Annotated in this window: 25 protein-coding genes; 13 read left to right on the top strand and 12 right to left on the bottom strand. The window is 50.7% G+C overall.

From position 1 onward, the window contains the following. The first annotated feature begins 47 nt into the window (after positions 1-47). Complete coding sequence (gene gcvH, locus B4E62_RS17705; protein ID WP_310067475.1) at positions 48-440, top strand: glycine cleavage system protein GcvH; 393 nt, start codon at positions 48-50, stop codon at positions 438-440. Between the two features lie 75 nt (positions 441-515). Here gcvH and B4E62_RS17700 read toward each other — a convergent pair whose 3' ends face one another. The 8 genes from B4E62_RS17700 to B4E62_RS17665 form a co-directional block, all read right to left on the bottom strand. After that, the gene (locus tag B4E62_RS17700; RefSeq protein WP_331352987.1) at positions 516-2261 is read right to left on the bottom strand and encodes an AAA family ATPase; all 1746 of its coding nucleotides are present in this window, start codon (positions 2259-2261) and stop codon (positions 516-518) included. A gap of 27 nt (positions 2262-2288) precedes the next feature. Beyond that, positions 2289-3371: a 3-dehydroquinate synthase gene (gene aroB / locus B4E62_RS17695; protein ID WP_331352986.1), complete on the bottom strand. Its 1083-nt coding sequence runs from the start codon at positions 3369-3371 to the stop codon at positions 2289-2291. A 114-nt stretch (positions 3372-3485) separates the two neighbouring features. After that, on the bottom strand, positions 3486-4001 hold the full coding sequence (gene aroK, locus B4E62_RS17690) for a shikimate kinase AroK (protein WP_310067485.1): 516 nt from the start codon (positions 3999-4001) through the stop codon (positions 3486-3488). Further along, positions 4001-6148 (bottom strand): type IV pilus secretin PilQ family protein, encoded by a 2148-nt coding sequence (locus B4E62_RS17685; RefSeq protein ID WP_331352985.1) that lies wholly within the window; start codon positions 6146-6148, stop codon positions 4001-4003. The genes aroK and B4E62_RS17685 overlap by 1 nt, the downstream gene beginning before the upstream one ends. Positions 6149-6184: 36 nt before the next feature. Further along, the gene (locus tag B4E62_RS17680) at positions 6185-6709 is read right to left on the bottom strand and encodes a pilus assembly protein PilP (RefSeq protein ID WP_310067491.1); all 525 of its coding nucleotides are present in this window, start codon (positions 6707-6709) and stop codon (positions 6185-6187) included. Then, positions 6706-7323: a type 4a pilus biogenesis protein PilO gene (locus B4E62_RS17675; RefSeq protein ID WP_331352984.1), complete on the bottom strand. Its 618-nt coding sequence runs from the start codon at positions 7321-7323 to the stop codon at positions 6706-6708. The genes B4E62_RS17680 and B4E62_RS17675 overlap by 4 nt, the downstream gene beginning before the upstream one ends. Further along, on the bottom strand, positions 7324-7911 hold the full coding sequence (locus tag B4E62_RS17670) for a PilN domain-containing protein (protein WP_310067495.1): 588 nt from the start codon (positions 7909-7911) through the stop codon (positions 7324-7326). It abuts the gene before it with no gap. Beyond that, complete coding sequence (locus B4E62_RS17665) at positions 7911-8978, bottom strand: pilus assembly protein PilM (RefSeq protein ID WP_310067496.1); 1068 nt, start codon at positions 8976-8978, stop codon at positions 7911-7913. Before B4E62_RS17665 ends, B4E62_RS17670 begins: the two co-directional genes overlap by 1 nt. Positions 8979-9081: 103 nt before the next feature. Between B4E62_RS17665 and B4E62_RS17660 the strand changes: the two genes are divergently transcribed. Then, a complete protein-coding gene (locus B4E62_RS17660; protein WP_310067499.1) occupies positions 9082-11547 on the top strand; it encodes a penicillin-binding protein 1A in 2466 nt (821 codons plus the stop codon). Positions 11548-11552: 5 nt separating this feature from the next. Here the strand turns inward: B4E62_RS17660 and B4E62_RS17655 are convergent, their stop codons facing one another. Beyond that, positions 11553-12383 (bottom strand): thermonuclease family protein, encoded by an 831-nt coding sequence (locus tag B4E62_RS17655; RefSeq protein WP_310067501.1) that lies wholly within the window; start codon positions 12381-12383, stop codon positions 11553-11555. 4 nt (positions 12384-12387) lie between these two features. Further along, on the bottom strand, positions 12388-12612 hold the full coding sequence (gene rpmE, locus B4E62_RS17650) for a 50S ribosomal protein L31 (RefSeq protein ID WP_310067502.1): 225 nt from the start codon (positions 12610-12612) through the stop codon (positions 12388-12390). A 226-nt stretch (positions 12613-12838) separates the two neighbouring features. On the opposite strand from rpmE, the gene B4E62_RS17645 reads away from it, so the two are divergent. The 5 genes from B4E62_RS17645 to B4E62_RS17625 all read left to right on the top strand — a co-directional run bounded on the left by B4E62_RS17645 (position 12839) and on the right by B4E62_RS17625 (position 18074). Next, a complete protein-coding gene (locus tag B4E62_RS17645; RefSeq protein WP_331352983.1) occupies positions 12839-15064 on the top strand; it encodes a primosomal protein N' in 2226 nt (741 codons plus the stop codon). Between the two features lie 109 nt (positions 15065-15173). Further along, on the top strand, positions 15174-15722 hold the full coding sequence (locus tag B4E62_RS17640; RefSeq protein ID WP_310067509.1) for an SPOR domain-containing protein: 549 nt from the start codon (positions 15174-15176) through the stop codon (positions 15720-15722). A gap of 86 nt (positions 15723-15808) precedes the next feature. Beyond that, a complete protein-coding gene (gene hslV, locus B4E62_RS17635) occupies positions 15809-16333 on the top strand; it encodes an ATP-dependent protease subunit HslV (protein ID WP_310067510.1) in 525 nt (174 codons plus the stop codon). A gap of 22 nt (positions 16334-16355) precedes the next feature. Then, entirely contained in the window at positions 16356-17678 is a 1323-nt protein-coding gene (gene hslU / locus B4E62_RS17630; protein WP_331352982.1) for an ATP-dependent protease ATPase subunit HslU, read from the top strand. Between the two features lie 15 nt (positions 17679-17693). After that, a complete protein-coding gene (locus B4E62_RS17625; RefSeq protein ID WP_331352981.1) occupies positions 17694-18074 on the top strand; it encodes a DUF971 domain-containing protein in 381 nt (126 codons plus the stop codon). Between the two features lie 40 nt (positions 18075-18114). Here the strand turns inward: B4E62_RS17625 and B4E62_RS17620 are convergent, their stop codons facing one another. Next, complete coding sequence (locus B4E62_RS17620; protein ID WP_331352980.1) at positions 18115-18933, bottom strand: undecaprenyl-diphosphate phosphatase; 819 nt, start codon at positions 18931-18933, stop codon at positions 18115-18117. A 154-nt stretch (positions 18934-19087) separates the two neighbouring features. On the opposite strand from B4E62_RS17620, the gene B4E62_RS17615 reads away from it, so the two are divergent. Together B4E62_RS17615 and B4E62_RS17610 are read left to right on the top strand one after the other, a co-directional pair. After that, positions 19088-19633, top strand: coding sequence for a DUF4136 domain-containing protein (locus B4E62_RS17615; protein WP_331352979.1), 546 nt, complete (start codon positions 19088-19090; stop codon positions 19631-19633). Between the two features lie 71 nt (positions 19634-19704). Continuing rightward, complete coding sequence (locus B4E62_RS17610) at positions 19705-20646, top strand: DMT family transporter (protein WP_331352978.1); 942 nt, start codon at positions 19705-19707, stop codon at positions 20644-20646. Here the strand turns inward: B4E62_RS17610 and sfsA are convergent. Continuing rightward, positions 20612-21340: a DNA/RNA nuclease SfsA gene (gene sfsA, locus B4E62_RS17605; RefSeq protein ID WP_331353091.1), complete on the bottom strand. Its 729-nt coding sequence runs from the start codon at positions 21338-21340 to the stop codon at positions 20612-20614. The two genes, B4E62_RS17610 and sfsA, sit on opposite strands and share 35 nt — an antisense overlap. 252 nt (positions 21341-21592) lie before the next feature. Between sfsA and dksA the strand changes: the two genes are divergently transcribed. The 4 genes from dksA to B4E62_RS17585 are packed head-to-tail and all read left to right on the top strand — an operon-like array spanning position 21593 to position 26297. Further along, the gene (dksA, locus tag B4E62_RS17600) at positions 21593-22036 is read left to right on the top strand and encodes an RNA polymerase-binding protein DksA (RefSeq protein WP_310067523.1); all 444 of its coding nucleotides are present in this window, start codon (positions 21593-21595) and stop codon (positions 22034-22036) included. A 23-nt stretch (positions 22037-22059) separates the two neighbouring features. Continuing rightward, entirely contained in the window at positions 22060-23046 is a 987-nt protein-coding gene (gene gluQRS / locus B4E62_RS17595) for a tRNA glutamyl-Q(34) synthetase GluQRS (RefSeq protein ID WP_331352977.1), read from the top strand. Positions 23047-23088: 42 nt separating this feature from the next. Continuing rightward, positions 23089-23271, top strand: a complete 183-nt coding sequence (locus B4E62_RS17590) for a hypothetical protein (RefSeq protein ID WP_062061659.1) — start codon at positions 23089-23091, stop codon at positions 23269-23271. A 56-nt stretch (positions 23272-23327) separates the two neighbouring features. Further along, the gene (locus tag B4E62_RS17585) at positions 23328-26297 is read left to right on the top strand and encodes an ATP-binding protein (protein WP_310067530.1); all 2970 of its coding nucleotides are present in this window, start codon (positions 23328-23330) and stop codon (positions 26295-26297) included. The last annotated feature ends 26 nt before the right edge of the window (positions 26298-26323 follow it).

The following is a 26323-nucleotide window of genomic DNA, read 5'->3' as shown; positions in this document are numbered from 1 at the left end:
GTTGATCGTTTAAAAATTCTTATCGGAACTACCACAGGAACAAGATCATGAGTGATATTCGCAAAGAACTGAAATATTTGAGCAGCCACGAGTGGGCGCGAGTTGAAGAAGATGGCACAGTCACCATCGGCATTACCGACCATGCACAAGATGCATTGGGTGATGTGGTGTATGTAGAAACCCCGGAAGTCGGCACCCGCATAGCACTGGGCGAAGAAGCAGGCGTAGTGGAGTCCGTTAAAGCAGCTTCCGATATTTACTCGCTGGTATCAGGTGAAGTCGTTGCCGTTAACGAAGCACTGCAAGATGCCCCAGAAACCGTTAACAGCTCACCATACGATGATGGCTGGTTCTTCCGCGTTAAGCCTGATGATTTGGCTGAACTTGATGAAGCACTCGATGCAAGTGAATATCGTGAACTGTTGGAAAGCGATGAATAATTTTTTATTTTTCACTCTCCATCAAAAAAACGCGGCATTTGCCGCGTTTTTTATTGCCTAATTTTTTTCCTCGCATTACAGCGCCGATTTAATTTCATTTTGGATTGTTTTCACATCGCGAGGCCAAGGGCCTGCATCACGCTGGGCCTCGGGCAATCTGGCAATTGCTTGGCGCGCCTGAGCAGAACTGATGTAACGGCCAGTAATCACCACAAACCAATCCTTGCCTTGACGCTTGCTCTTGAACACCAAAAGATCTTTTTTATTCGCTTGGGCGGCAACAAAATCTCGCGCCGCTTTTTCACTGCTGACGCCCAATAATTGGATCGTGTACTCACTGGGCCTCCAAGAAAGAATATTGCGCTCTTGCGCACCCGCACCAATCGCCGCAGTGGATACTGATTTTACGGTGGGCTTAACGATGTCCGGTTCGGGTTTAATAACTTTCACTTCTGGCGGCGCCGCTGGTTGAGGCGCGACCTCTACGGGTTTCGCTTGCGCAATAGGCATAGGTTCAGGCAATGCTTGTGTTGACTTAGGCTGCGAAGTGGGCAATTGAGCCAAAGGAACAACTTCCTCTTTTGGCATGTCTTCACTAATCACAGTCGTCGATGCAGCTGATTCTACGGTTTGTACGGGTTCTGTTATCGGCTGCACTTGTTGATTGGGCTGCAGGGGTTGCGGCAAGGTCTGTAACAATGGCTGCACAGGAGTATCTGTAGAGCTTAACTCCGCATTTTTAATATCCACACCCGCTGACGCCACAGATGCTGGCTGGGTAGTTTCTGGCTGAGGTGCTGCTGTGGGAAGCGCGGTTGAATTGGCTAGAGATGAATTCGTGGGTGTCTGTGTTTTGTCATCGCCCATATACAGAAATGCTACACCTACCACCGCAATCAACATGGATATTGCAATGATATGTACTACCGGCAAAGGGCGTTTGCTGGATGGAGACGGAGGCGTTACTGACTCGAGCAAGCGCTCCTGCGCCAATTCATGCAATACACTTAGCTGCCCATGGGTCTGCCGCCACCAAGGCTCGACCATCTGCTCGGTAAAGATCTCAGGACCAAGATAATCAGCCATCTCCATGCGGAAATTTAAATAATCAACTGTCTCCAACAAACCAAATGGTTGTAGATGGAAATCATTGATTAATAAATTTTCCGGACTCAAACGCTCCAGGCGATGCATTAATTGTGGCTCGCCAAACAGCGCAAGATGCAAACGATTTTGTTGCGGAAAATTACTGAGTAACGAGGTCAATACCGAGATGGACTGGTCATCCAACAATTGGGCATTGTCCAAAACTACAACTGCCAAACCATCATCATCTGAAACAGCTTCTTCGGCAATAAATGCTTCGAGAGCCGCCAACAGACTTTCAGTTGAAGGGACCTCACTGGTCTCAATACCAAAGGATTGAATGATCGACAACAAAATTTGTTCGAGACTCTGACCAGAGCGCAAGCTCAAAAAACAAATTTGATCCTGGTCTGAAAGCGAATCCATAAACGCGTGGGCAATGCGGGTTTTGCCCAGGCCATGCTCACCCAAAACAGCGAGCACACTATTACTGAATTGGCAGAGGTGTAATAACTGGTCGAGCAACTGACGACGACCCGCGCCGGTAAACAAGGGGAATGAATAATCATGGGCGAAAGGATCTTCTGACAAACCATAGCGCTGCCGATAATCTGCCAGGAGCTGATCCTCAGGATGTTCATCATCCGGCTCATCAAACAAATAACCCTGTTGTGAATCGCCGTGATCGAGTAGGCGACTGTCCGGCTGGGCACGCAGCGGTGACTCTCTCGTCATGATGTCTGTCTCTTGTAATCTGTTTCGTTAATTCGCTTTGCACGCTTCAAAAGTATCTTGCAGCATTCCGGGATCGATATCACTGGTAACAATTGCTTTACCCATAGACTCCAGCAACACCAAACGTAAACGCCCATCCAATACCTTTTTATCGACCCCCATTAATTCCATAAATTGTTCAGGAGTCATATCAGCTGGTGCATTTACCGGTAAATGTGCTCGCTGCAATAACTGAATAACCCGCGCCAACTCTTCTGAACTAATGGCGCCGCGACGCCAGGACAAATCCGCAGCCATTACCATGCCTGCTGCAACAGCTTCACCGTGTAGCCAGTTGCCATAACCCTGCGCAGTTTCAATTGCATGACCAAAGGTGTGGCCCAAATTTAAAATCGCCCGCAAGCCGCCTTCACGCTCATCTTGTGCGACCACATCGGCTTTATTTTCGCAGGAGCGTTTTACCGCATATCCAAGCGCTGCCATATCACCCGCGAGCAGCTGATCCATATTATTTTCCAGCCAGACGAAAAATTCGTAGTCAGAAATCAAGCCGTATTTAACTATTTCTGCAATGCCTGCGGATAATTCACGCGCAGGCAACGTCGTTAATAATGAGGTGTCAGCAAGTACACAGAGTGGCTGATAGAAAGCACCAATCATATTTTTACCGAGCGGATGATTTACGCCGGTTTTACCACCAACAGATGAATCAACCATCGACAATAATGTTGTTGGAATCTGGATAAAATCAACACCGCGCTGGTAACACGCCGCAGCAAAGCCAGTCATATCACCAACCACCCCGCCACCGAGTGCAATCAACGTCGTAGTACGGTTATGGCGCGCACTGAGCAACTTATCAAAAATACTGGCCCACACATCCAGAGTTTTGTGGCTTTCACCATCTGGCAAGGTCACACTATCAACTTGATAACCATCGAGCGCAGCGCACAGTTGATCAAGATACAGCGGCGCTACAGTTTCATTGGTTACCACACAAACCTGACGTCCGCGAATATGTTGGCGAATCAAGCCGGGCTGCGACAACAATTGCTCGCCGATATAAATTGGATAGCTGCGGTCATCCAGATTAACGGTTAAAACCTGCATAAAAAGAGCCTTTAACTGGGATATAGAAAATCAGCCGCACTTTATCACAAAGTGCAGCTGATATCAGGGATGGAAAATGCAGGGAAAAGCAGACAAACAAAGAACTTGAACGGATCAGGCGTCCTGCACAAGCGATGCGATTTCCTGTGCAACTGCCTTAGGAGAGCGGCGATCAGTATTCACAACGAAATCCGCCGCATCTTGATACAGCGGATCGCGCAAGGCGAGTAAATCAATGATTTTCTGGCGCGGATTTTCAACTTGTAACAAAGGGCGCTTTTTATCGCGCGCGGTGCGCTCAACCAGTTGGTCGATAGAAGCCGTGAGATAACAAACAAACCCCGATGATTTCATCATTTCACGGTTTTGCGCACGCAAAACTATTCCACCGCCGGTCGCAATAACAGCATCACGCTCATTGGCCAATTCCAATAACACCGCTGTTTCGCGCTCACGAAAGCCCTCTTCACCTTCCATATCAAAGATCCAGGGAATATCAGCCCCCGTTCGCTCTTCTATAACACGGTCACTATCTCGAAAACTCAGGTTTAATTCTGCAGCCAATAAACGGCCTATGGTAGATTTGCCGGCCCCCATGGGGCCGACCAGAAAGACATTGGGTTTACGCATTAGTTTGCAAGAGTATCCGACATCAACTTGGGAGTAACAAAAATCAACAACTCGGTTTTGAACTGATTATCCACAGTTTTCTTGAATAAACGACCAAGATAGGGGATGTCACCCAATACAGGGACCTTATTCTCCCCCTTGGTGCCCTCTAATGAAAAGACTCCACCCAAAACTACCGTCTGACCATTATTTACCAGAACCTTGGTCTGTAAGCGAGTGATGTCCAGTGTTGGACGACCAGATACCTCAATGGAAGCAACTGAATCTTTCCACACATTCAAGTCCATAATAATCCGATTATCCGGTGTAATTTGCGGGGTTACCTCTAGCTTTAACACTGCCTCACGGAAACCAGTCGTGGTACCACCACTAGGCGCGGTTTCCAAAAACCCGATTTCTTTACCTGACTTAATAATGGCCAATTGTTTATCACTAGTGATGACTTTGGGCTGAGAGACAATCTCGGCATAACCAGAGTTTTCCAATGCGCTTAGCTCCAAATCCAGATAGGTACTATCAGTAAGAATGCCGATCGCAGCGCTTGCATAAGGGTCATTCACAGCCAAATCAACCACGTTATTCTCTGTAAGATTCAAAGTATTATCGTCATCATCAGGTCCTGGATTAAACCAGCGCGATGGATGAGTACCGTCTTCATCATCCAATCCTTCTTGGGAACCCGCAAAATCGATTACACGATTTCTATTTGCATTATAACCAACCCCCCCCCAACGAATACCCAGCTCCCGTTCAAAGTCGGTGTTAGCAATTACAATTCTCGCCTCAATCATCACTTGACGAATAGGGATATCTATTTGATCAACTAAACGCTTAAATGCCTCAATACGTTCAGCTGTATCAGTAATAATAATCGAGTTAGTACGCTCATCAACTACACCTTGGCCACGTTCAGACAAAACACTGCCAGTTGCACGATTGCCGCCTTGACCACCGCCACCGCCACCGCCACTGCCACCGCCATCACTAAACAGCTCAAACATCTCTTTCGCATTAGCATAACGTACGCGGATATATTCAGTACGCAATGGAGCCAATTCTTCGAGTTGTTTCTTGGTGGTAATTTCCTGACGCTCACGCTCAGCAATTTCTGCTGCTGGTGCAACCATCAACACATTACCTACTTGACGTTTATCCAAACCTTTATTTTTGAGCACCATTTCTAAAGCTTGATCCCATGGAACATTCTGCAAGCGCAAAGTAATACGCCCTTGCACAGTATCGCTAGCTACCAAGTTCAATTCGGTAAAATCAGCAATAATCTGTAACACAGCACGAACTTCAATGTCCTGGAAATCCAGCGATAATTTTTCACCAGTATATTCAAAATCTTTTTTCTTCTCCTGCTTTTCCTGCTCTGTCAGCGGTTTGATGCTCAATACATATTCATTGTCTGTTTGATAGGCAAGATAGTCAAAATCGCCACCTGCACTGACATTAAGCACAGAGGTCTCACCTTCTTGCGTAGCACTAACCAGAGATACAGGAGTAGCAAAGTCAACTACATCCAAACGACGACGCAGCTCTGGAGGTAGCCACGCATCCTTGAACGATAACTTTACTCCTGCACCAGTGCCTACCATATCGGCACTAATTTTGGGATTGGACAGGGTAACAATGACACGGCCCTCACCCGCAGTGCCTCGACGAAAATCGATATTGGTAATCTTGGTTTGATTACCTAAAGTATCGTTTTCTTTAAAAGTAGATTTGGTAGCAACTTCGACAGCAGGACGACTTGCCTGCCCAGTATCAGAGCCTTTTGCTGCACCAACCTCGACGATAAAACTATTACCATCAGTGCGCGTTGTGTAGGAAGCCAAATCATTGAGATTTAATATCAGTCGGGTACGGCCTTCACTCGTCAGCACCATCGCACTTTGGCCATTATCGACAGCCAAAGGAAAGCGGCGCTCTTTCAGCCCGCTCACCACTTCAGGAAAGTCGAGCACGATACGAGCCGGCTTTTCGATGGTATAACCTTTAGGTTGCGGTGGTGGCGTATCGAACGACATACGCACCTCAAAACGCTCTCCAGGCAGCTGGAAAAAATTAATTTCATTCAGAGTGCTTGCCAGTGTTAACGGCGACACCAACAAACAAATAAATGCCACAACAAATTTACGCATATTCAACCCCGGAGTGAATAGAGCACACATGTCCGCTTATTCCTTCTCTTCTAATTTAATAATTCTGGGACGTTCAACCCAACCATTGGAACCATCACCCACAATTTCCATCACTTCAATTTGCGTTGAGCTGGTGGATATTATTTTGCCGTGGTTCATCCCCAAGTAATTTCCAACAGTTGCTGGCACCACACTATTTGCACCATCATCAATAAGCGCCCACAACTGGCCACCTTTGCTGATAGTGCCAACCATTTTGAGCGAAGTAATATTAAAACCTTCGAGAAACTCTTTTTCTCTTGTTAAGTCCGGTGCAACTGCACGACCACCTTTAGCAGCCGATTCATCTATGGGAATAGGCTTTTCAAAAGGGCTACGCAAAGTCATAGCGCTGTAAGTAAATGGTTGATAAGGACTAAACGTAGGTAAAGGTTCAATTTGTCCTTTGGGTCTGCGCTTTGTTTCTTCCATAAAATCAATCAAGTCCTGCTGAGAGGATTGACCGCAACCTGCCAATGCCAGCACGCAAACAAATTGTGTTATTAACAGTGACCGTTTCATTTCGCGGCCTCCTGAGATTTATAGCGATAGGTTTTCGCTAAAATTTTCATGCTCAACGTTTTATTTTCTTTAGATGCAGTAATCGAAAAATCATGTAAGGTTACGATGCGCGGCATACCAGCAACCCCGCTGACAAAGCCGCCCATATCGTGATATCCACCATCGGCAGATATGTTGATTGGAACCTCAATGTAATACTCTGCAACCACGTCAGGCTGAAAATTGATATTAATGTTGGTCAAGCCACTTTCACTACCACGCGTACCAATATCTTCTAGCAATCCCGGAACTTCTGTTTTTGCTGGCAAGCGCGACAACAAAGAATCAAAAGTGACCTTCATATCTTCCATCTGCGCTTTGTAAGCATCCAGATTCGCAGCTTCGAAACTTCGTTTCTCAAAAGTCCCTCTTAATGTCTGCTCTTGCGCAGCAACAGACTCAAGCTCTAAATTTAAATCGCTGATTTTCAGGTAGTAAGTTCCCGCAAAAACCACCGCAATCAGTAGCAAACAAACAAATACTTTAGCTGGCCATGGCCAGACACCTATTTTTTCAAAATCGATGTTATTTACATCAAACTCTTTAAGCTGGTCGAGGGTATCTTGAAATGACATTTACTTTACCCCCCCAGCGGTTTTTGCAGGATCAGCTGCAGGATCAACGGGCGCAGAGGTTTCAACAGTCATTTTGAATTTACTCGCATCCTCGCCCTCTTCAGGAGCAGCATCTACAGAAATCAAATTATGCGATGCATACCAATCGGAAGCCTCAAGGTTGCGCAAGAAGCTTGCTATGCGATTGTATGATTCAGCCACACCTTCAATGGTTACCACATTACCCTTGCGTTCCGCTGAACTGATCCAAACACCATCAGGAATAGATCTGGCCAGCTCATCAAAGTAGCGGACTATGACGGGGCGAGTGCCTTCAAGATCAGTAATCACTTTAATGCGCGCCAGTAAATCGTCGCGCACTTTTTTAATCTCGCTGATTTCTTTTACTTGCGCATCAAGCTTGGCAATTTCCTGATTAAGCATTTGATTGCGGGCATTCTGGTTCTCAATCGCTGATTGCACGCTCGACACCCAAAGATAAGCACAAAATGCTGCGGCCAAACCAATGCCACCAACAATCCCCAGAAATTCACGCTTTTTCTCTTGCCGATAGGCTTCGCGCCAAGGCAATAAGTTAATCTTGGCCATTAGTCAAAACTCCTCATTGCCAAACCGGTAACAATCATCAATGCAGGAGCGTCGTTCGCAAGCGAAACAGCGTTTACTCTGGATGAAACTGACATGCGCGCAAAAGGATTGGCTACCACGGTTTGCGTGCCTAATTTTTCTTCGATCAACCCAACCAAACCCTCTAACGATGCAACGCCTCCCGCAAGAATGATGTAATCCACGTCGTTGTACTGACTTGCGGAGAAGAAGAATTGCAATGAGCGGGTAACCTGCTGCACCACCGCATCTTTAAAGGGGGTAAGAACTTCCATTTCGTAGTCGTCGGGTAATCCACCTTGTTTCTTGGCCAGTCCGGCCTCTTCACGCGATAAGCCGTAACGACGCTGGATTTCTTCAGTCAACTGGCGACCGCCAAATAACTGCTCGCGGGTATAGACCGTTTTACCATCCACCAGCACGCTCAATGTGGTCATAGTGGCACCGATATCGATGATCGCGACAACCTGACCTTCCTGATCCTCCAATTGCTCGGCGATCAACTCAAAGGCGCGCTCCATACAGTAGGCTTCAATATCCACTTTTTCTGCGATCAAATCAGAGTCCGCAAGAACTTGTTGGCGAACCTCCACGTTTTCACGGCGACACGCAGCCAGTAACACCTCTACCTGATCGGGATTGCGAGGGGATATGCCCTGCACTTCAAAATCGAGTGCAACTTCCTCCAATGGGAAGGGGATGTATTGATCGGCTTCTGCCGCGATCTGGCTTTCCATGGCGTCGTCGTTCAAATCCATCGGCATATCGATCATTTTGGTGATCACCGCCGAGCCAGCAACAGCGACAGCCGCATGCTTGAGCTTGGTTTTGGATTGTTTGACCATGGATCTGACAATCTCCGCCACTGCGGCGGGGTCAGCAATGTTCTTCTCTACCACCGCATTGGGCGGTAGCGCTTTTACGGTATAGGACTCAACGCGGTAGCGATCGCCACTGCGACTAAGTTCAAGCAATTTGACCGAGGTGGAACTAATGTCCAACCCGACCACCGGCTTAGCCTTCTTATCGAGGAAACTTAAAATGCCCATTTTTCTATCTATATCCGTAACTTAGACGTTGTTTATGTTATAGCACTTTAACTTAAGCCTGCAACAAACCGATGAATATGTAAACAGGCAAAAAGCCCGTATAATGCCCGCCACCTGCGGCGACCGCGCTAACTCATTAATTCACATAGAAAAAATGTTCAGTAAAAAATCCTTCTTCGGCATTATTTTCTGGCTGTTACTGGCCGGTTTCGGCGTTACCTTGGTGACATTCGCCGGACTCTATCTCTATTTGAGCCCTAAATTGCCATCAGTTGATTCATTGAGGGAGGTTAAATTACAGACCCCTTTACGGGTTTATTCAAGCGACGGCAAGCTGATAGGTGAATTTGGCGAACAGCGTCGCACTCCCCTGACCTACAATCAGATACCACCCCTGTATATAAAAGCACTCCTCTCCGCCGAAGATGCAGAGTTCTTTGAGCATCATGGAGTTTCTCTAAAAGGCATGTTGCGCGCCGCATCACAAATTCTGAAGTCCGGCGCCATTCAATCGGGAGGAAGTACTATTACTCAACAGTTGGCGCGTGATTTCTTTCTCACTCGCAAACAAATCTTCTCACGCAAGTTTAACGAAATCCTCTTATCCCTTGAAATTGAACGGAAATTTACCAAGGAAGAAATCCTTGAATTGTTCAACAATAAAATGTTCTTTGGGAACCGTGCCTATGGCCTGCAGGCGGCTGCACAGATCTATTACGGCAAGGATATCCACCAACTCAGTGTCGCCCAATACGCCATGATCGTAGGGGTATTAAAAGCGCCGTCGGCGTACAACCCGCTCGCCAACCTCAAGCGTGCGATGATTCGGCGCGACTGGATTATCGGGCGTATGTATGAGCTGAAGCACATAGATCGAGCTACTTACGAGGCGGCGATCAACGAACCTAATACCGCCAGCTACCACGGCACCACACTAGATGTACAAGCTCCTTATATTTCGGAAATGGCACGTCAGGAAGTACTGGATCGCTTTGGTGAAAAGGCCTATACCGAGGGCTATAAGGTTTACACCAGTGTCGATAGCGCTATGCAAGCCACCGCACAAGCTGCGGTACTCAAGGGTTTGTTGGGATATGACCTGCGCCACGGCTATCGCGGCCCGGAGCTACGCCTCAAACCTTCGTTAGATGCCGACCTGATTGACTGGCAAGACCAGCTCCAAAGTATTCCCACCCTGGGCGGGCAGGAGCCAGCAGCAGTGGTGGATGTACAGGAAAAATCGCTGCGCGTGCTGATGAGCAATGGTGATTACGTTGATTTGGGCTGGGAGCAGGGGCTATCGAATGTGCGCCCTTACTTCACTGAAGATAGCCGCGGCGCCGCCTACAAAGCAGTGACCGAATTCCTTAAACCGGGCGATGTTGTGCGCATCACCAAAGATAACGACGACCAATGGCGCTTTAGCCAGGTACCCGCAATTCAGGCGGCATTGGTATCCCTCGACCCTATGGATGGTGCGATTCGCTCGCTGGTTGGCGGCCTCGACTTCAACCAAAGCCATTACAACCGTGCGATCCAGGGTGCGCGCCAACCCGGTTCCAGTTTTAAGCCGTTGATTTATACCGCGGCACTGGAAAATGGGTTTACCCCGGCGTCGATTATTAACGACGCACCTATAGTGATTGAAAACACCAGCACCGGCATCGCTTGGCGCCCGGAAAATGATGACGGCAAGTTTGTTGGCCCTATGCGCATGCGCCAAGCGCTCTACCGCTCACGGAATTTGGTATCGATTCGCTTGCTACGCAGTATCGGCATGCAGACCGCTCTCGACAGCCTCGCGCGCTTTGGTTTTAACCCCAAAGAATTCCCCCGCGACCTGACTCTGGCGCTGGGTACCCATGCACTTACCCCCATGCAGATGGCGACCGTCTACGCGACCTTTGCTAATGGCGGTTTTAAAGTTGACCCGTATTTGGTGACACGAATTGAGGATGATAAAGGCAAAGTAGTTTACGAGGCGCGCCCGAAGCGCGTATGTAAAGAGTGCGAGATCAACCAACTCAGCTATGCCGATGATGGCAGCTTGATACCGGCAACACCCAGCCTTGATAGCAATTTGCGGGCACCGCGTATTATTGATGCACGCGTTGCCTACCTGATCGACTCGATGCTGCGCGATGTAGTGGATAAGGGTACTGGCCGCCTCGCCAAACAACTCGGGCGCAATGATATCGCCGGCAAAACCGGTACTACCAATGGGCCACGCGACAGTTGGTTCTCTGGCTATAACCCCAATATCACCACCAGCGTCTGGGTCGGGTTTGATGCCAATACCCTTTTGGGACGCAAAGAGTTTGGCAGCTCGGCGGCACTGCCTATCTGGATCGATTTTATGCGCACCGCTCTGGAAGGTGTGCCCGACCAATTGCCGCGCCAACCGGAAGGGATAGTGACTGTGCGGATCAACCCGGATACCGGTAAACCCGCTATGCCGGGCGATCCCGATGCGATTTTTGAGGTGTTCTTAGGGGAAGATACCGGGCGTACATCAGCCGCAGGTACCGAGACTACTGAGCAGGCAACCTTACCCGAAGAGCTTTTCTAATCAGGTTAGTCTGCGATTACTTTTATGGATGAAGGTGATCGCAGCTGCATCACCAAAGGCTTGAACTGCTGCGAGCGCCTGGATTTTTGTGAGCCTATCCAACCGCGCACCTCCGCCGATTTACCCTTTAGCGCCAACCAATCCTGCTGTCGATAGCCAAATAATGGCCAGTCCTTTTTAGCAACTCTGGCGACCAACTTGCCTTCAAACTCTAACCACACTGCCGAGTTGATATCCACCCTGGCGATGCGCCCGCGCACCAACCTGAAGCCAGCCTCATCGCCGCGCAGAGATAATGTCGGCAGAGACTTCCAGTAATTATCCCTCCATACCCCTAAAGATTTTTGTCGCGCTTCCCGCTCTGGTGTCAACAGGCAATGCTCATGGGCAGTGTTGGGCGGAACGGCAATCTGCAATGCCATGCCGCTGCGCAATTGCGCTACGGCCAAGCTATTTCCGCGCCTATCGTACACATGCGCCAACAAACGACCGTAGTGATCATGGGTCTCGCGCTCAAATCCAAGACGAACCTTACCTTTGCTCGCATCGACAAACGCCTGCGCCGCTGCGCGCGACTCACGCCCGAGCGGCTGACCGGGTCTGTTGCCATGCACAATTTCCGGGGCGTTAATCCCCAGCACCCGCACCGAGCGGCCGTCTTGTAATTTCAGGGTGTCCCCATCCGATACCCGCACCACCTGCACCAACTCACCAGCAGGAAAACCGCATTCAGCAACCGCAAGAGCGGGCAAAAACAAAGAACACAGGCATAAAAAAACGCCGGAAATTTTCATTCCCGGCGTTTTTACTAGCGGTGCTAGCAGAGTGCGGATCAAGAAATTAGTCTTTCTTGGCACCAGCGATACGGCTGCCGAAACGCTTGGTGAAGCGATCGATACGGCCACCGGTATCAACAACTTTTTGCTTGCCGGTGTAGAATGGGTGGCAGGCGCCACATACGTCAACGTGAAGGGCTTTGCCCAAGGTTGAACGGGTGGTGAAGCTGTTGCCACAGCTGCAGGTTACAGCTACGTCAACGTAATTTGGATGAATGTCTGCTTTCATGATGAATGCCTTGTGTGATCTGCGCCGCCACCTGGTCAGTTGCCGGGCACCGCGCATAGGTTTAAAAAACGGCTGTTTTCGGGAGCGGCGATACTACCAGAAAACCCTAGGCGCGCAACTGAAAAACGCCATTTCGCACAAAAAACCATCAGCCAATCAGCAATAAACTGCGAACACAAGATCGATTACGTTATGCTGCCCGCCTCGTTTGATAATTGCTGACTCCATGACCCAAACCTCATCAACAGAATCCTTGCTGCTGGAAATCGCACTGCCCGTACCCCTGCGTCGCTGCTTTGACTATTTACCTCCCGCAGATATAACGCCATCCGCACTGCAACCAGGGGCATTGGTGCGCGTCCCTTTTGGCCATCAGGAACTGATCGGCGTACTGATAAAAGTCAAAACGGAAAGCGCGCAAGATCTGGGCAAACTGCGCCACGCGTTGGCGATTATCGACCCCCGCCCCGCACTGGATAGCGAGTTACTAGACCTCTGTCTCTGGGCCGCCGACTACTACCAATGCGCCCCCGGCGAAGCCTTGCAAACCGCCCTGCCAGTGCTCCTTCGCCAGGGCGAGCCCGCACAACTGCGCGGGGAACCGGTATTTCGCCTCACCACCGAAGGCAAAGGTTTGCCCGAAGGCGCACTTAAACGCTCACCAAAACAAGCCGCATTGCTAGCCGCCTTGCAAACCCACCATCAACTCAGCCGCAACGATCTCGATTTGCTGGACATTCCCCGCTCCATCGCCAAAAGCCTGATCGACAAGGGCCTCGCGCGGATCGACGAAATAGTGCCCAGCCAAGCGCCACACCCGGCAGAGCTGTTGCGCGAACAACCGCTGGTATTGAGCGATGAACAGCAAGCCGCGTTTGCACAGATCGACTACGGTAGCTTTAAAACTTACCTGCTCGATGGCGCTACCGGCAGCGGCAAAACTGAAATTTATTTACAGGCGATTGAACAGTCGCTCAAGCAAGGCAAACAAGCCTTGGTGCTGGTGCCAGAGATTGGGCTCACGCCGCAAACACTGCAGCGTTTCCAGCGTCGGTTTAATTTGCCCATTGTGGCCTTGCACTCCGGTTTAAACGACCGCGAGCGGCTGGATGCCTGGCTGCAAGCGCGCGACGGTATTGCGCGCATCATTATCGGCACCCGCTCGGCGCTGTTTACGCCGCTCAAAGAACCGGGCATTTTAATTATCGACGAAGAACATGACGGCTCTTTTAAACAGCAAGATGGCTTCCGCTATTCCGCGCGCGATCTCGCTGCCGTACGCGCCCATCGCCTTGGCATTCCGTTGATTCTCGGCTCGGCTACGCCCTCATTGGAAACCCTGCACAATGCAATACAAGGGCGCTATCAATACCTGCGCCTGAAAGCGCGCGCGGGCAATGCCAAACCTCCGGAGATTCAGCTGCTCGATATTCGCGGCGAAATCCTCCATGAGGGTTTTGCGCAGGCCAGTATCGATGCCATTGGCGATACGCTCGGCAAAGGCAACCAGGTGCTGGTATTTCTCAATCGCCGCGGCTACGCACCCACGTTGGAGTGTCACGATTGCGGCTGGTTAGCTAACTGCAATCACTGTGATGCACGCATGACCGTGCACCAGACACCGCGCCATCTGCACTGCCATCACTGCGATCACCAGCGCGGCATTCCCAAGCGCTGCCCAAGCTGCAACAGCAGCAAAATCCAACCTATCGGCCAGGGCACCGAGCGCAGTGAAGTGGTGCTGCAACAATTATTTCCAGCTTACAAAGTCATCCGCGTAGACCGCGATTCAACGCGCAATAAAAACAGCATGCAAAAACTGTTGGTCGATGTGCACAGCGGCGAACCCTGCATCCTTGTCGGTACCCAAATGCTCGCCAAAGGCCATCACTTTGCCGATGTGACGCTGGTGGTGATTATCGATGCGGACGCTGGTTTATTCAGCACCGATTTCCGCGGCGCCGAGCGCATGGGGCAGCTGTTATTGCAAGTCGCCGGGCGCGCCGGGCGCGAGGAAAAAAGTGGCAGGGTGATTTTGCAGAGCCATCACACCGATCACCCACTGGTGCAAACACTGGTGCAGCAGGGTTATCACGCGTTAGCCGATTTGATTTTGCATGAGCGCCAGATCACCCAGTTGCCCCCCTATCGCCACCTTGCATTGATTCGAGCTGAGAGCAAACAGGCGATTGCAGCGGTGGACTTCCTGCAGACCGCACGCAAAATCGCCGAGCAACTGCAAGCGCCGCACCCGCTCTTGAATTATCTCGGCCCGCTGCCGGCAATGATGGAAAAGCGCGGCGACCGCTTCCGCTACCAATTGCAAATCAACAGTGCGCAGCGCAAACCCTTGCAACAGTTACTCAGCGAATTAGCGCTGCAACTGGAAGTATCGCCGCTCGCCAAACGGGTGCGCTGGTCGATTGATGTTGATCCACAGGAAATGGGCTAAACCCTAAGTGGCACAAGCAACAGACAGATGGGGAAATTGCAGGCTTAGTGACTCACCCGCGCAATCCCTTTACAATCGCGCCTCGATTTAGCACAGACACACAAATTCCATGAGTAGAGATTTCGCCAAAAAAGGCCGCGCTCCAGCGCGCCGCACATCATCCAGCAGCACCAGCGCGACACCTCCCTGGTTGTGGTTCGTGGCAGGTCTGGTATTGGGTGCGTTTACGGCCAGCCTCTACTTCATTAAAAATCCGGTTGCGGCGCCGGCGCCCAAAGAAGAGCCCAAGCCCAAGGTGACCGAAAATAAAACGCCCAAACCGCGTTTTGATTTCTACAAATTGCTACAAGAAAGCGAAACCATTGTGCCAGCGAGCGAAACGATCAACGAGGAAAAACCGGCACAGGAGCAGACCACCGAGTACATTCTGCAGGTCGGGTCATTCCCTCGCGCTGAAGATGCAGACAAATTGCGCGCGCAATTAATTTTGCTCAACCTCGACGCTAATATTGAAAAGGTAGAGATTCGCAAAGGTGAAGTCTGGCACCGCGTAGTAGTCGGTCCTTTTAATAACCAAAACGAACTCACTAGCGCCCGCTCGCAACTGGTCAAAAACGAATACAACGCGCTGGTACTTAAACGCGCTAAAACCAAATAATCCCTACATCCAGGTGCACGCCTTGAAAAAGGCGGGCACGCCCCCATTTTTCTGGCTTCTCTGATGTAAATTAAGAAGGAAGTCCAGTGACAACAATTCTCTCTGTGCGCCGCGATGGGCAAGTCGTTATCGGCGGCGACGGCCAGGTTTCCCTTGGCAATACCGTAATGAAAGGCAATGCGCGCAAAGTGCGCCGTCTCTACAAAAATCAGGTGATCGCCGGATTTGCTGGCGGCACCGCCGATGCATTCACCCTCTTCGAACGCTTTGAAGCCAAACTCGAAGCACACAATGGTCAACTCACCCGCGCCGCTGTCGAGCTCGCCAAAGAATGGCGAACCGATCGCAGCCTGCGCCGCTTGGAAGCTTTACTTGCGGTTGCCGATAAAGAAGCCTCGCTGATCATCACCGGCAACGGCGATGTGATCCAACCGGAAGACGATTTAATCGCGATAGGTTCGGGCGGCAATTACGCGCAAGCCGCCGCGCGTGCATTAATGGAAAACACCCAGTTGGATGCGCGCAGCATTGTCGAAAAAGGCCTGAAAATTGCGGGCGATATTTGTGTCTTTACCAACCAGACACACACCATTGAAACACTCGAATATTAATTCCATCTCTTAAGAGTTTTTTATGTCCTCCATGACTCCGCGCGAAATCGTGCACGAATTAGATAAACATATCGTCGGCCAAGCCAACGCCAAACGCGCGGTTGCAATTGCACTGCGCAATCGCTGGCGTCGCATGCAAGTTCCCCTCGATATGCGCAATGAAATTACACCAAAAAATATTTTGATGATCGGCCCAACCGGCGTGGGCAAAACGGAAATCGCACGCCGCTTGGCAAAACTCGCCAACGCGCCTTTTATCAAAGTGGAAGCGACCAAATTTACCGAAGTCGGCTATGTCGGCCGCGATGTAGAATCCATTATCCGCGATCTCGTTGATGTAGCCATTAAAATGCGCCGCGAACAGGCGACAAAAGCGGTACAACATCGCGCCGCCGAAGCTGCCGAAGAGCGCATCCTCGATGCACTTTTACCGCCTGCACGCAATCTCTCGGCTGAAGAAACCAAACACGAATCCGGCACGCGTCAGATATTCCGCAAAAAATTGCGCGAAGGTGAACTGGACGATAAAGAAATTGAAATTGATATTGCCGCGGCCAGTGTGGGTGTAGAAATAATGGCGCCACCGGGCATGGAAGACATGACCAATCAATTGCAAAGCATGTTTTCATCGCTCGGGCGCGACAAAACCAAAAAAGCGAAACTCACCGTCAAAAAAGCCTTTAAACAATTGCAAGACGAAGAAGCCGCAAAACTGGTGAGCGATGACGATATCAAAGCACAGGCGATTGAAGCCGCCGAGCAAAACGGAATTGTGTTTATCGATGAAATCGACAAGGTCGCACGCCGTGGCAATGTGAGTGGCGCCGATGTATCGCGCGAAGGTGTACAGCGCGATTTGCTGCCATTAATCGAAGGCTGCACCGTAACCACCAAACATGGCACCATCAAAACTGACCATATTTTATTTATCACCTCAGGTGCATTTCACCTGAGCAAACCCTCGGATTTAATTCCGGAATTGCAGGGGCGTCTGCCAATCCGTGTTGAGCTGAGTGCGTTAACACCGGATGATTTTGAACGCATCCTCACCGAACCCACAGCATCGCTTACCGAACAGCAAGAAGCGTTACTGAAAACCGAGGGTATCAACATCACCTTTACCAAAGATGGTATTCGCCGCATTGCCGAAACAGCATATGAAGTGAATGAACGCACCGAAAATATCGGCGCACGCCGTTTACACACCATTCTGGAGCGGTTATTGGAAGATGTTTCATTTGAAGCGGGTAATGGCAAAACCCAGGTGGAGATCAATTCCGCTTATGTTGAAGCCCATGTGGGTGAGCTGGCCAAGAATGAAGATTTAAGCCGTTTTATTTTGTAATTAAGTGCACTCGCAATGAACAAAATACCCACCAAGATTCAGCTACACAAACAATCGCAACAGCTTGAGCTGCATTTTGACGGCGAGCAATTTTTATTGCCCGCCGAATTTTTGCGCGTGCATTCACCCAGTGCTGAAGTGAAAGGCCACGGCCCGGGGCAAGCAGTACTGCAATTTGGCAAAAAGGATGTCGCCATCAATAAAATTGAGCGCGCAGGCAACTACGCACTCAAGCTGGTGTTTGATGACGGTCATGACAGCGGAATTTATACTTGGGATTATTTTTACGAGTTGGGCAAAAATCAGGAGAAAATGTGGCGGGAATATTTGGAAGATTTACACACCGCGGGTAAAAGTCGTGAAAAAGATACCAGCGTAGTGAAATTTATCCATTGATATTGCCGCACGCCAAATCAAAGCGGCGGCAAAGGAAACCTTATATCGTCCAACTCACCCAACCGGTGTAAGCGCTGATCAAAATAAACAACCCGAATGCAATTCGGTACCAGGCAAAAATTTCATAGCTGTGATTGGCTACGTAGCGCACCAGGGTGCGCACTGCAATCCAGGCGCTGACAAAAGCGGTGATAAATCCGGCCGCAAACATCGGGAAGTCGCCCATTTCAAGCATATCGCGATGTTTGTAGATATCGTAAAAGGTCGCCGCAACCATGGTTGGTACCGCGAGAAAAAATGAAAACTCTGCTGCGACTTTGCGATCCAACCCAATAAATAAACCACCGATAATGGTCGCGCCCGAGCGCGAGGTGCCAGGAATCATCGACAGCACCTGGAACAAGCCCACTTTTAACGCATCCTTCCAGCTCATTTGATCCACATCCGTGACGCGGACCTCGTGCTTGCGCCGCTCCGCCCACAAGATCACCAAGCCGCCGAGGATCAACATAGTCGCCACACTCAGGGCATTGAACAAATAGGTTTTGATCAACGAGATAAACATCACGCCCACTACCGCAGCGGGCAGAAATGCAATTAACAGATTGAGGATAAAACGCTGCGCCTGTGGATCGCTAAACATACCGCAGGCCACCTGCGTAAATTTGCGCCGATACTCGACCACCACTGCCAAAATAGCCCCCAACTGGATGGCAATTTCAAACACGCGGCCGTCGTTATGAAAATTAATTAAATCGCCAACGACAATTAAATGCCCGGTGCTGGAAATCGGTAAAAATTCTGTGACGCCTTCAACAATCCCCATGATGATGGCTTTAAAAATCAGCAGTAAATCCACAATAACTCCCTGATCGTAAACAATTGGCTGGCATGATTGAGCGGGCGCAAGTCTGCGTTAATTACACAGTGTTTGCAAACTCTGTGCCCATGCGTAGGCAGAGGCTAGGCTATACTCGCACACCACCTATTTTTCTTCTCATGAGGACAAGGCTATGCGCCACTTAGTTTCCATCGGTTTGATGTCAGGCTTGCTACTACTGCTCAGCGCCTGTGCCAACATCAAATATGCCGACGACTATAAAACCGGCACTGACTTCAGCGGCCTAAAAACCTACAACTGGCGCGCTATCACAGTTGATGTAGGCGGAATCGATAAAACCTTCCTGCAAAACCTTGTCGATGAACAGTTGCGCGCACAAGGATTTGTACTCGCAGACACTAGCGCCGACTTATTAATTGATATGCAGGTATTTTCGCGCGTGAGCACGGGCGGCAACACCAGTATCGGGATAGGTATTGGCCTGCCCGTTGGCAACCATGGCAGTATCGGTTTGGGAACCGGCCAAACGCTGGGCAAAGGCAAGCAGGAAGGCGTAATCGTGATCGATATCACCCAAACCAGCAGCAACACGCTTATCTGGCGCGGCAATGCTGAGGGCATTCCACTGATTAATTTCTCGCTCAAAGCCGAACAAAAATTGCGCGAAACTGTCAGCAAACTCTTAACGCCATTTCCACCGCAAACCACTGCACAATAACGCATGCTTCGTGAGGCTGGATTGCGCGCAATCCAGCTCATTATTCATTTTCTTTCTGTTGATTTTCTTTTATGCCGAATTCACAACGCCTTTCTGTCGAAGGTATTTTGCTATTAATTGGACTCGCCATTGGCTGGGGTTTTAACTGGCCGATTATGAAATTTATTATCGGCGAAATTCCACCGTTGACCTTTCGCGGATTTTGTTTGTTTTTTGGTGGACTGGGGATTCTGGGGTTGGCGCGCGCGTCGGGATTAACACTCAGTATTCCCAACGGTTACTGGAAAAAAGTGTTGTGGATTTGTCTGCTCAACATAGTCGCCTGGAATGTGATGGCCACTTACGGTTTGAGTATGTTACCCGCCGGGCGCTCTGCACTCTTGGGCTACACCATGCCGATCTGGACAGTACTTTTATCCGTGTGGGTGCTGCACGACAAATTTACCCTGCGTATCGGCATCGCATTGTTATTGGGAATTGCCGGCGTATTTGCATTGATGAGCGAAGCATTAATGAATTGGTTCAGCGCGCCTATGAGCACGCAATTAATCGTGGGGGCGGTGCTGATGGTCGCTGCCGCTTGGTGTTGGGCCGCAGGCACTGTGTTGATGAAACGATGGGAGGTGCCGCTCAATACGGTGGCTCTCACCGGCTGGTTATTATTGCTCGCCAGTGTGCCGATTATTATCGCGGCATTTTTTGTTGATGGCGCACTGCAGAAAATGCCCTCCACACTCGCGCTCTGGGGTGTGGTCTATAACGTGTTTTTTGCATTTATGTTTTGCTACTGGGCCTGGGTACGGTTGGTGACGCTGGTGCCGGTGAGTGTGTCATCGCTCTCGTCGCTGATTACACCGCTGATTGGCGTTATTTCCGGCATTTTATTATTAGGCGAACAACCCGGCTGGCCGGAATACAGCGCGACGGTTTTAATTTTAGGTGCGGTGGCTGTGGTGAATTTCAGCAGCGCAAAAAAAATTAATTCAGCACCGGCAAACAGCGATCCAATTTAATAATATTTTGCTCAGGTTGGATGCGTGCGGCATAGGCGATAACTTGTACACCGGCCGAGCACGCCGCATGCAATGTTGCCGCATAAACAGGATCTATATGCGCGGCGGCGCGCACCAATTGAATCCCGGTATGTTGCACACAAAATAATAAAACTGCCCTGTGCCCCTGCTCCACCATCGCCATCAATTCACGCAGATGTTTACTGCCGCGATCACTCACGGCGTCAGGAAAATAACCTTCGCCTTCGGCTTCCATCAGCGTCACATTTTTTACTTCCAGGTAACACAAACGCGCATCATCACTGTGCTCGCTTAACAACTCTTTATCATTTAATAAAAAGTCGATGCGCGATTTTTCACTGCCATAAACGACTTCGCGGCGCAGGGTTTGATAGCCACGCAATTCCACAATCACATGCTCGCGCAATGCCTGCTCAACTAGTTCATTGGTGCGCGCGGTATTAATCCCCGCAAGATGACCGCCCGGCGTACTTACCACCTCCAAGGTCTGCGGATATTTGCGGGTTTTGTTATCGCTCACGGAGTACCAGCAGGGACTTTCCGGCAGCACACAATTTTTCATCGAGCCAGTATTAGGGCAATGGATGGTCAATTCGGTACCATCAGGCAGGCGGATATCCGCCAAAAAGCGCTTGTAGCGTTTGAGCAAAAGGGCAGGATAAAACTGGGGCATAGTTGGCAAGCGCACATTTATAGAAGACGAATGGATGGTAAATTGAAGCACAAACGCGCCAAATTGGGGCTATAGTTTTTGTTTGGAATGGGTTTGGATAGCTGTTTAACCGGATCGAGCCCATCAGCTGACAGGCGCGCGAAAAAACGCTAGCACTCGCATTTGTTATCTGATAGCTTGCTCCCCCTTCTAATTCTGCCCACCTGCTGGTGCAGATTATTGCCGATCCAGGAAGTCTTGCGAGGCGCTACTATGGCGAAAAAATCACCCTCTACTGAAACCTTTGCACTGCGCCCTTTCACTCCTTATGTGGAGAAAAAAGGCGAAGAGTACATGAGCGAAGGCCAGAAGCTGCACTTTAGACAATTGCTGCTTAACTGGCGCTCAGAGTTAATGGAAGAAGTAGACCGCACCGTAACCCATATGAAAGACGAAGCGGCTAACTTTCCCGACCCCGCCGACCGCGCCAGCCAGGAAGAGGAATTCAGCCTCGAACTGCGCACCCGTGACCGCGAGCGTAAACTGATCAAGAAAATCGACAGCACCTTGGAGCTGATCGAAAACAATGATTACGGCTACTGCGATGCCTGCGGTGTAGAAATCGGTATCCGTCGCCTTGAAGCGCGCCCGACTGCCACTCTCTGCGTGGATTGCAAAACCCTCGCAGAAATCAAAGAAAAACAAATCGGCGGCTAATGCCGGTTTGATCGAGGCGGGCAGTGCTCGCCTCTTTCATCATGTCAGCAACACCTCCCACACTTACCCCCTATCGGCTACCCGATTCCCCATCGCCCGGCACTGAAGGCTCAGGCTATATCGGCCGCTTCGCACCCTCACCCTCAGGACCCTTGCATTTTGGTTCATTGGTCAGTGCACTCGCCAGTTATCTGGATGCCAAAGCCAATCGCGGTCGCTGGTTGGTGCGCATTGAAGACCTCGACCCGCCGCGCGAACAACCCGGTGCCGCCAGCACAATACTGAAGACGCTGGATGACCACGGGCTGCATTGGGACGGAGAGATCGTCTACCAAAGCCAACGCAGCCAAGCATATGAAGCCTGCCTTGATGCCCTCTTACAAGCCAAGTTCGCCTATTACTGCACCTGTTCGCGGCAGGACTTAACGGCAATGGGCGGCATTTATGATGGGCGCTGCCGCAACCGCCTAGTCGATTCACACCACCAGATTTGCTCGCTGCGCCTGAAGCTCTACGATCTGCCAGATCGCCCTACCGCTGAAATTATCCAATTCGATGATTTGATCCAAGGTACTCAAGTACAAAACCTGCGTACCCAGGCAGGTGATCAGATACTGAAACGGCGCGATGGCTTCTACGCTTACCAACTAGCGGTGGTGGTAGACGATATCGCCCAAGGGATCACCCATATTATTCGCGGCAGCGATTTACTTGAAGTAACGGGCCGGCAGCTATTCTTCTTTGATTTGCTGGGAGCGCCGCTGCCGCAGTTCGGCCACGTACCGCTGGCAATTCAGCCCAACGGCCAGAAACTCAGTAAACAAAACCATGCCAAAGCAATTGATGGCAAACTCGCCAGCAAGAATCTGTGGCGTGGGCTAGAGTTTTTAGGGCAAAATCCCCCCGCCGATTTGGCGGATGCTTCCACCTCCGAATGTTTGGACTGGGCTTTGCATAATTGGCAGCGTCAGGCTGTACAAGGCTTGAGTCATCTGTACCAAGAAGAATAAGAACCCTCAACCCGCCGCGCCTCGCGCAAGGGAACACGAATTATGAACAATCAACGCCTGGTTATTTTGCTGCTGCTGGTGGCTTATATCTTTTCGCCCAGCCTGTTTAACTGGATTATCAATCCTGAAGGCGCTTGGTACCGCCCTTATTTGGTGTGGGTGGCCGTGATTGTGATTGCCTTTGTGATGCAGATACGCCGTAAGAATTACCACGAGTTTGATTGACACATTTAATAAAGAAAGCCGGCCTCTCCCACAAGACTGATAAGAAATAAAACAACATGACTTTTGATCTCAGCCAGGTAGCACTCATCGGCATCAGCTATTTACTGCTGCTGTTCGGCATCGCCTGGATCACCGAGCGCGGCTGGATTCCCGAGGCAGTGACCTCGCACCCGATTACCTATATTTTGTCGCTAGGCATTTTTGCCAGCGCTTGGGCGTTTTACGGCGTGATCGACCTCGCCTTCCAGTACGGCTATGGCGCGCTCGCCTACTATTTGGGGACAGGTGCCCTCTTTCTGTTTGCACCGGTAGCGCTGGCGCCGCTGGCGGAATTGGCGCGCCGCCATCAAGTGCATTCGCTCGCCGATTTGCTGGTATTCCGCTACCACAGCCACAGCGTGGGCGCGCTCACCACTCTCTGTATGCTGTGCGGGATTCTGCCGTTGATGGCGCTGCAGATTCAGGCGATCGCCGACACCATGCATATCCTCACAGTAAGTGGCAATCCATCGCTACCGCTCGCCGGTACCGGCCTCACCTTCAAAGACATAATGGCGCTCTGCTACTGCGCAATTCTAGCCTTCTTCACCATTTCATTCGGCGCCAATCGCGAACAGCATCGCGGCCTGATTACCGCCATGGCATTTGAATCGCTACTCAAAGTTTGCGCCCTCTGCGCAGTAGGTTTAGTGGCAGTATTCGGGGTGTTTGATGGATTGGAAGGGCTCGACCAATGGCTGCTCGACCACCCTGAAAACCTCGCCTTGCTGCACACCCCCATCCACACGGATTCGGCACATACGCTGTTGCTGGTGTTTGTCGCTACGGCGGTGACCATGCCGCACATTTTCCACTTGGGCTTGGCGGAAAACCCGCTGATGCGCAACTCGCATACAGTGACCTGGGCCTTCCCGCTGTTTTTATTGCTGATGGCGCTGCCGATTTTCCCGATCCTTTGGGCGGGCACTGAACTCTCGGTACCACTACCGCCACAGTATTACACCCTGGGCATACCGATTCTGTTTGACTCGCCCGGCCTGACCCTACTGGCTTTTATCGGCGGCCTCTCCGCGGCGACCGGCGCCATGGTGGTTATTTCACTCGCGCTCTCCACCATGGTGATGAACCACTGGCTATTACCCAGCCTGAAGCTGCGCACCCGCTCCGATCTGTATAGCCAACTGATCTGGCTGCGCCGGATTTTGATCGCAGCGATCTTCTTTGGTGGCTACATCCTTTACTGGATATTGGACAACCGCCTCAGCCTTGCCGATTTGGCGATGACCGCCTTTATCGAAACCCTGCAATTCCTGCCAGGCACCTTCGCGATCGTGTTCTGGAGCAAGGGCAACAAACGCGGGATTATTGCTGGCTTGATCGTCGGCACCAGCATCTGGGCACTGGGGTTATTGTTGCCGATACTGACGGGGTTGGAATTTATCCAATTGCCGCTGCTCAGTTGGTCAGTTCCCATTGGCATCGAATACTGGAGCGAAGTAACACTTATCTCGCTCGGGCTGAACACCTTCTGTTTCGTGATCATCTCCATGCTCACCCGCCAGACGGAAGACGAGCAATACAGCGCCGATCTCTGCGCCGCCGATGAAATCAGCCACCCGGTGCGTCAAGCGTTGGATGTGCATTCAGCCTCGGAATTCAAACATCGCCTCGCCAAGCCACTCGGTAAAGTAACCGCCAGCCGCGAGGTGGATATTGCCCTGAAAGAGTTGAACCTGAGCATCGATGAGCGCCGCCCCTACGCCCTGCGCCGGTTGCGCGACCAGATCGAAGGCAATTTATCGAGCCTGATGGGTATCCATGTCGCCAGCGAGATTATGGATAAATGCATTCCCCACTCGACTGTAGAAACCCAGACCACCGTCGACATCAACCTGATCGAAAACCGCCTCGCTGAATATCGCAACCATTTGACCGGTATGGCGGCGGAGCTGAATACCCTGCGCCTCTATCATCGTAAAACACTGGAAGAACTGCCCATGGCGGTCTGTTCCCTGGGGCGCGATATGGAGGTGCTCATGTGGAACCGCGCCATGTCAGAACTCACCCAAACGCCGGGCGAGGATGTGACGGGATCCTATCTTGAAGATATTCCCGAGCCCTGGTGCAGCCTGTTGATCGATTTCAGCCAGAGCAAAGAACCGCATTTTTATCGCCGCGAAATCGAGCTGAACAAGCGCCCGCACTGGATCAGCCTGCATAAAGCTAATATCGAAGGCCCGATTACCGCCGGCGTTTACGATCAGGTCATGCTGCTGGAAGATGTGACCGAAACCCAGCTGCTGGAGCAGGAGCTGGTGCACTCCGAGCGCTTGGCATCGGTTGGCCGCTTGGCAGCCGGTGTCGCACACGAGATAGGTAACCCGATTACCGGCATTGCCTGTTTGGCGCAAAACCTGAAATACGACTCCACCGACCCCGCTGAAGTATTGGAAACCGCAGAACAGATCCTCAGCCAGACCGACCGCGTCGGCCGTATCGTGCAATCGCTGGTGAGCTTCTCCCACGCCGGCCACGCCAGTAAAACCGAGTTTGAGGCAGTGTCGATTCGTGACTGCGCGAACGAAGCCATCCATCTTTTGTCATTGCAGAAAGAGAAAACCCAAGTGCTCTTCTGCAACGACATCCCCAAAACGGCGATTGTCGCTGGCGATGCGCAACGCATAATTCAGGTTTTTATAAATCTTTTATCTAACGCGCGGGATGCCAGCCCAGAGCAAGGGCGTGTTATGCTTGAAAGTAACGAAGATGAGGATTCGGTAACAGTTTCTGTTACCGATGAGGGGCATGGTATCCCTCCCGAACTGATTGAACGGATTCTCGAACCTTTCTTTACCACAAAAGAACCCGGTGAAGGCACAGGTTTGGGCTTGGCCATGGTGTACAGCATTATCGAAGACCATAGCGGCCATATGGATATCATTAGCCCTGCCGATACAGTTCACAATCGCGGCGCACGATTTGTCATCACCCTGCCGCGCCACCTCGATTCATTCATGGATGCCTGAGCAACAAAGTGAATAAAACCAGCGAC

It is taken from the genome of Cellvibrio sp. UBA7671, from assembly GCA_002483145.1.
GTDB lineage: Bacteria > Pseudomonadota > Gammaproteobacteria > Pseudomonadales > Cellvibrionaceae > Cellvibrio > Cellvibrio fibrivorans.
The sequence above is the reverse complement of the archived record's forward strand: the minus strand, read 5'-3'. Positions and strand labels throughout refer to the sequence as shown.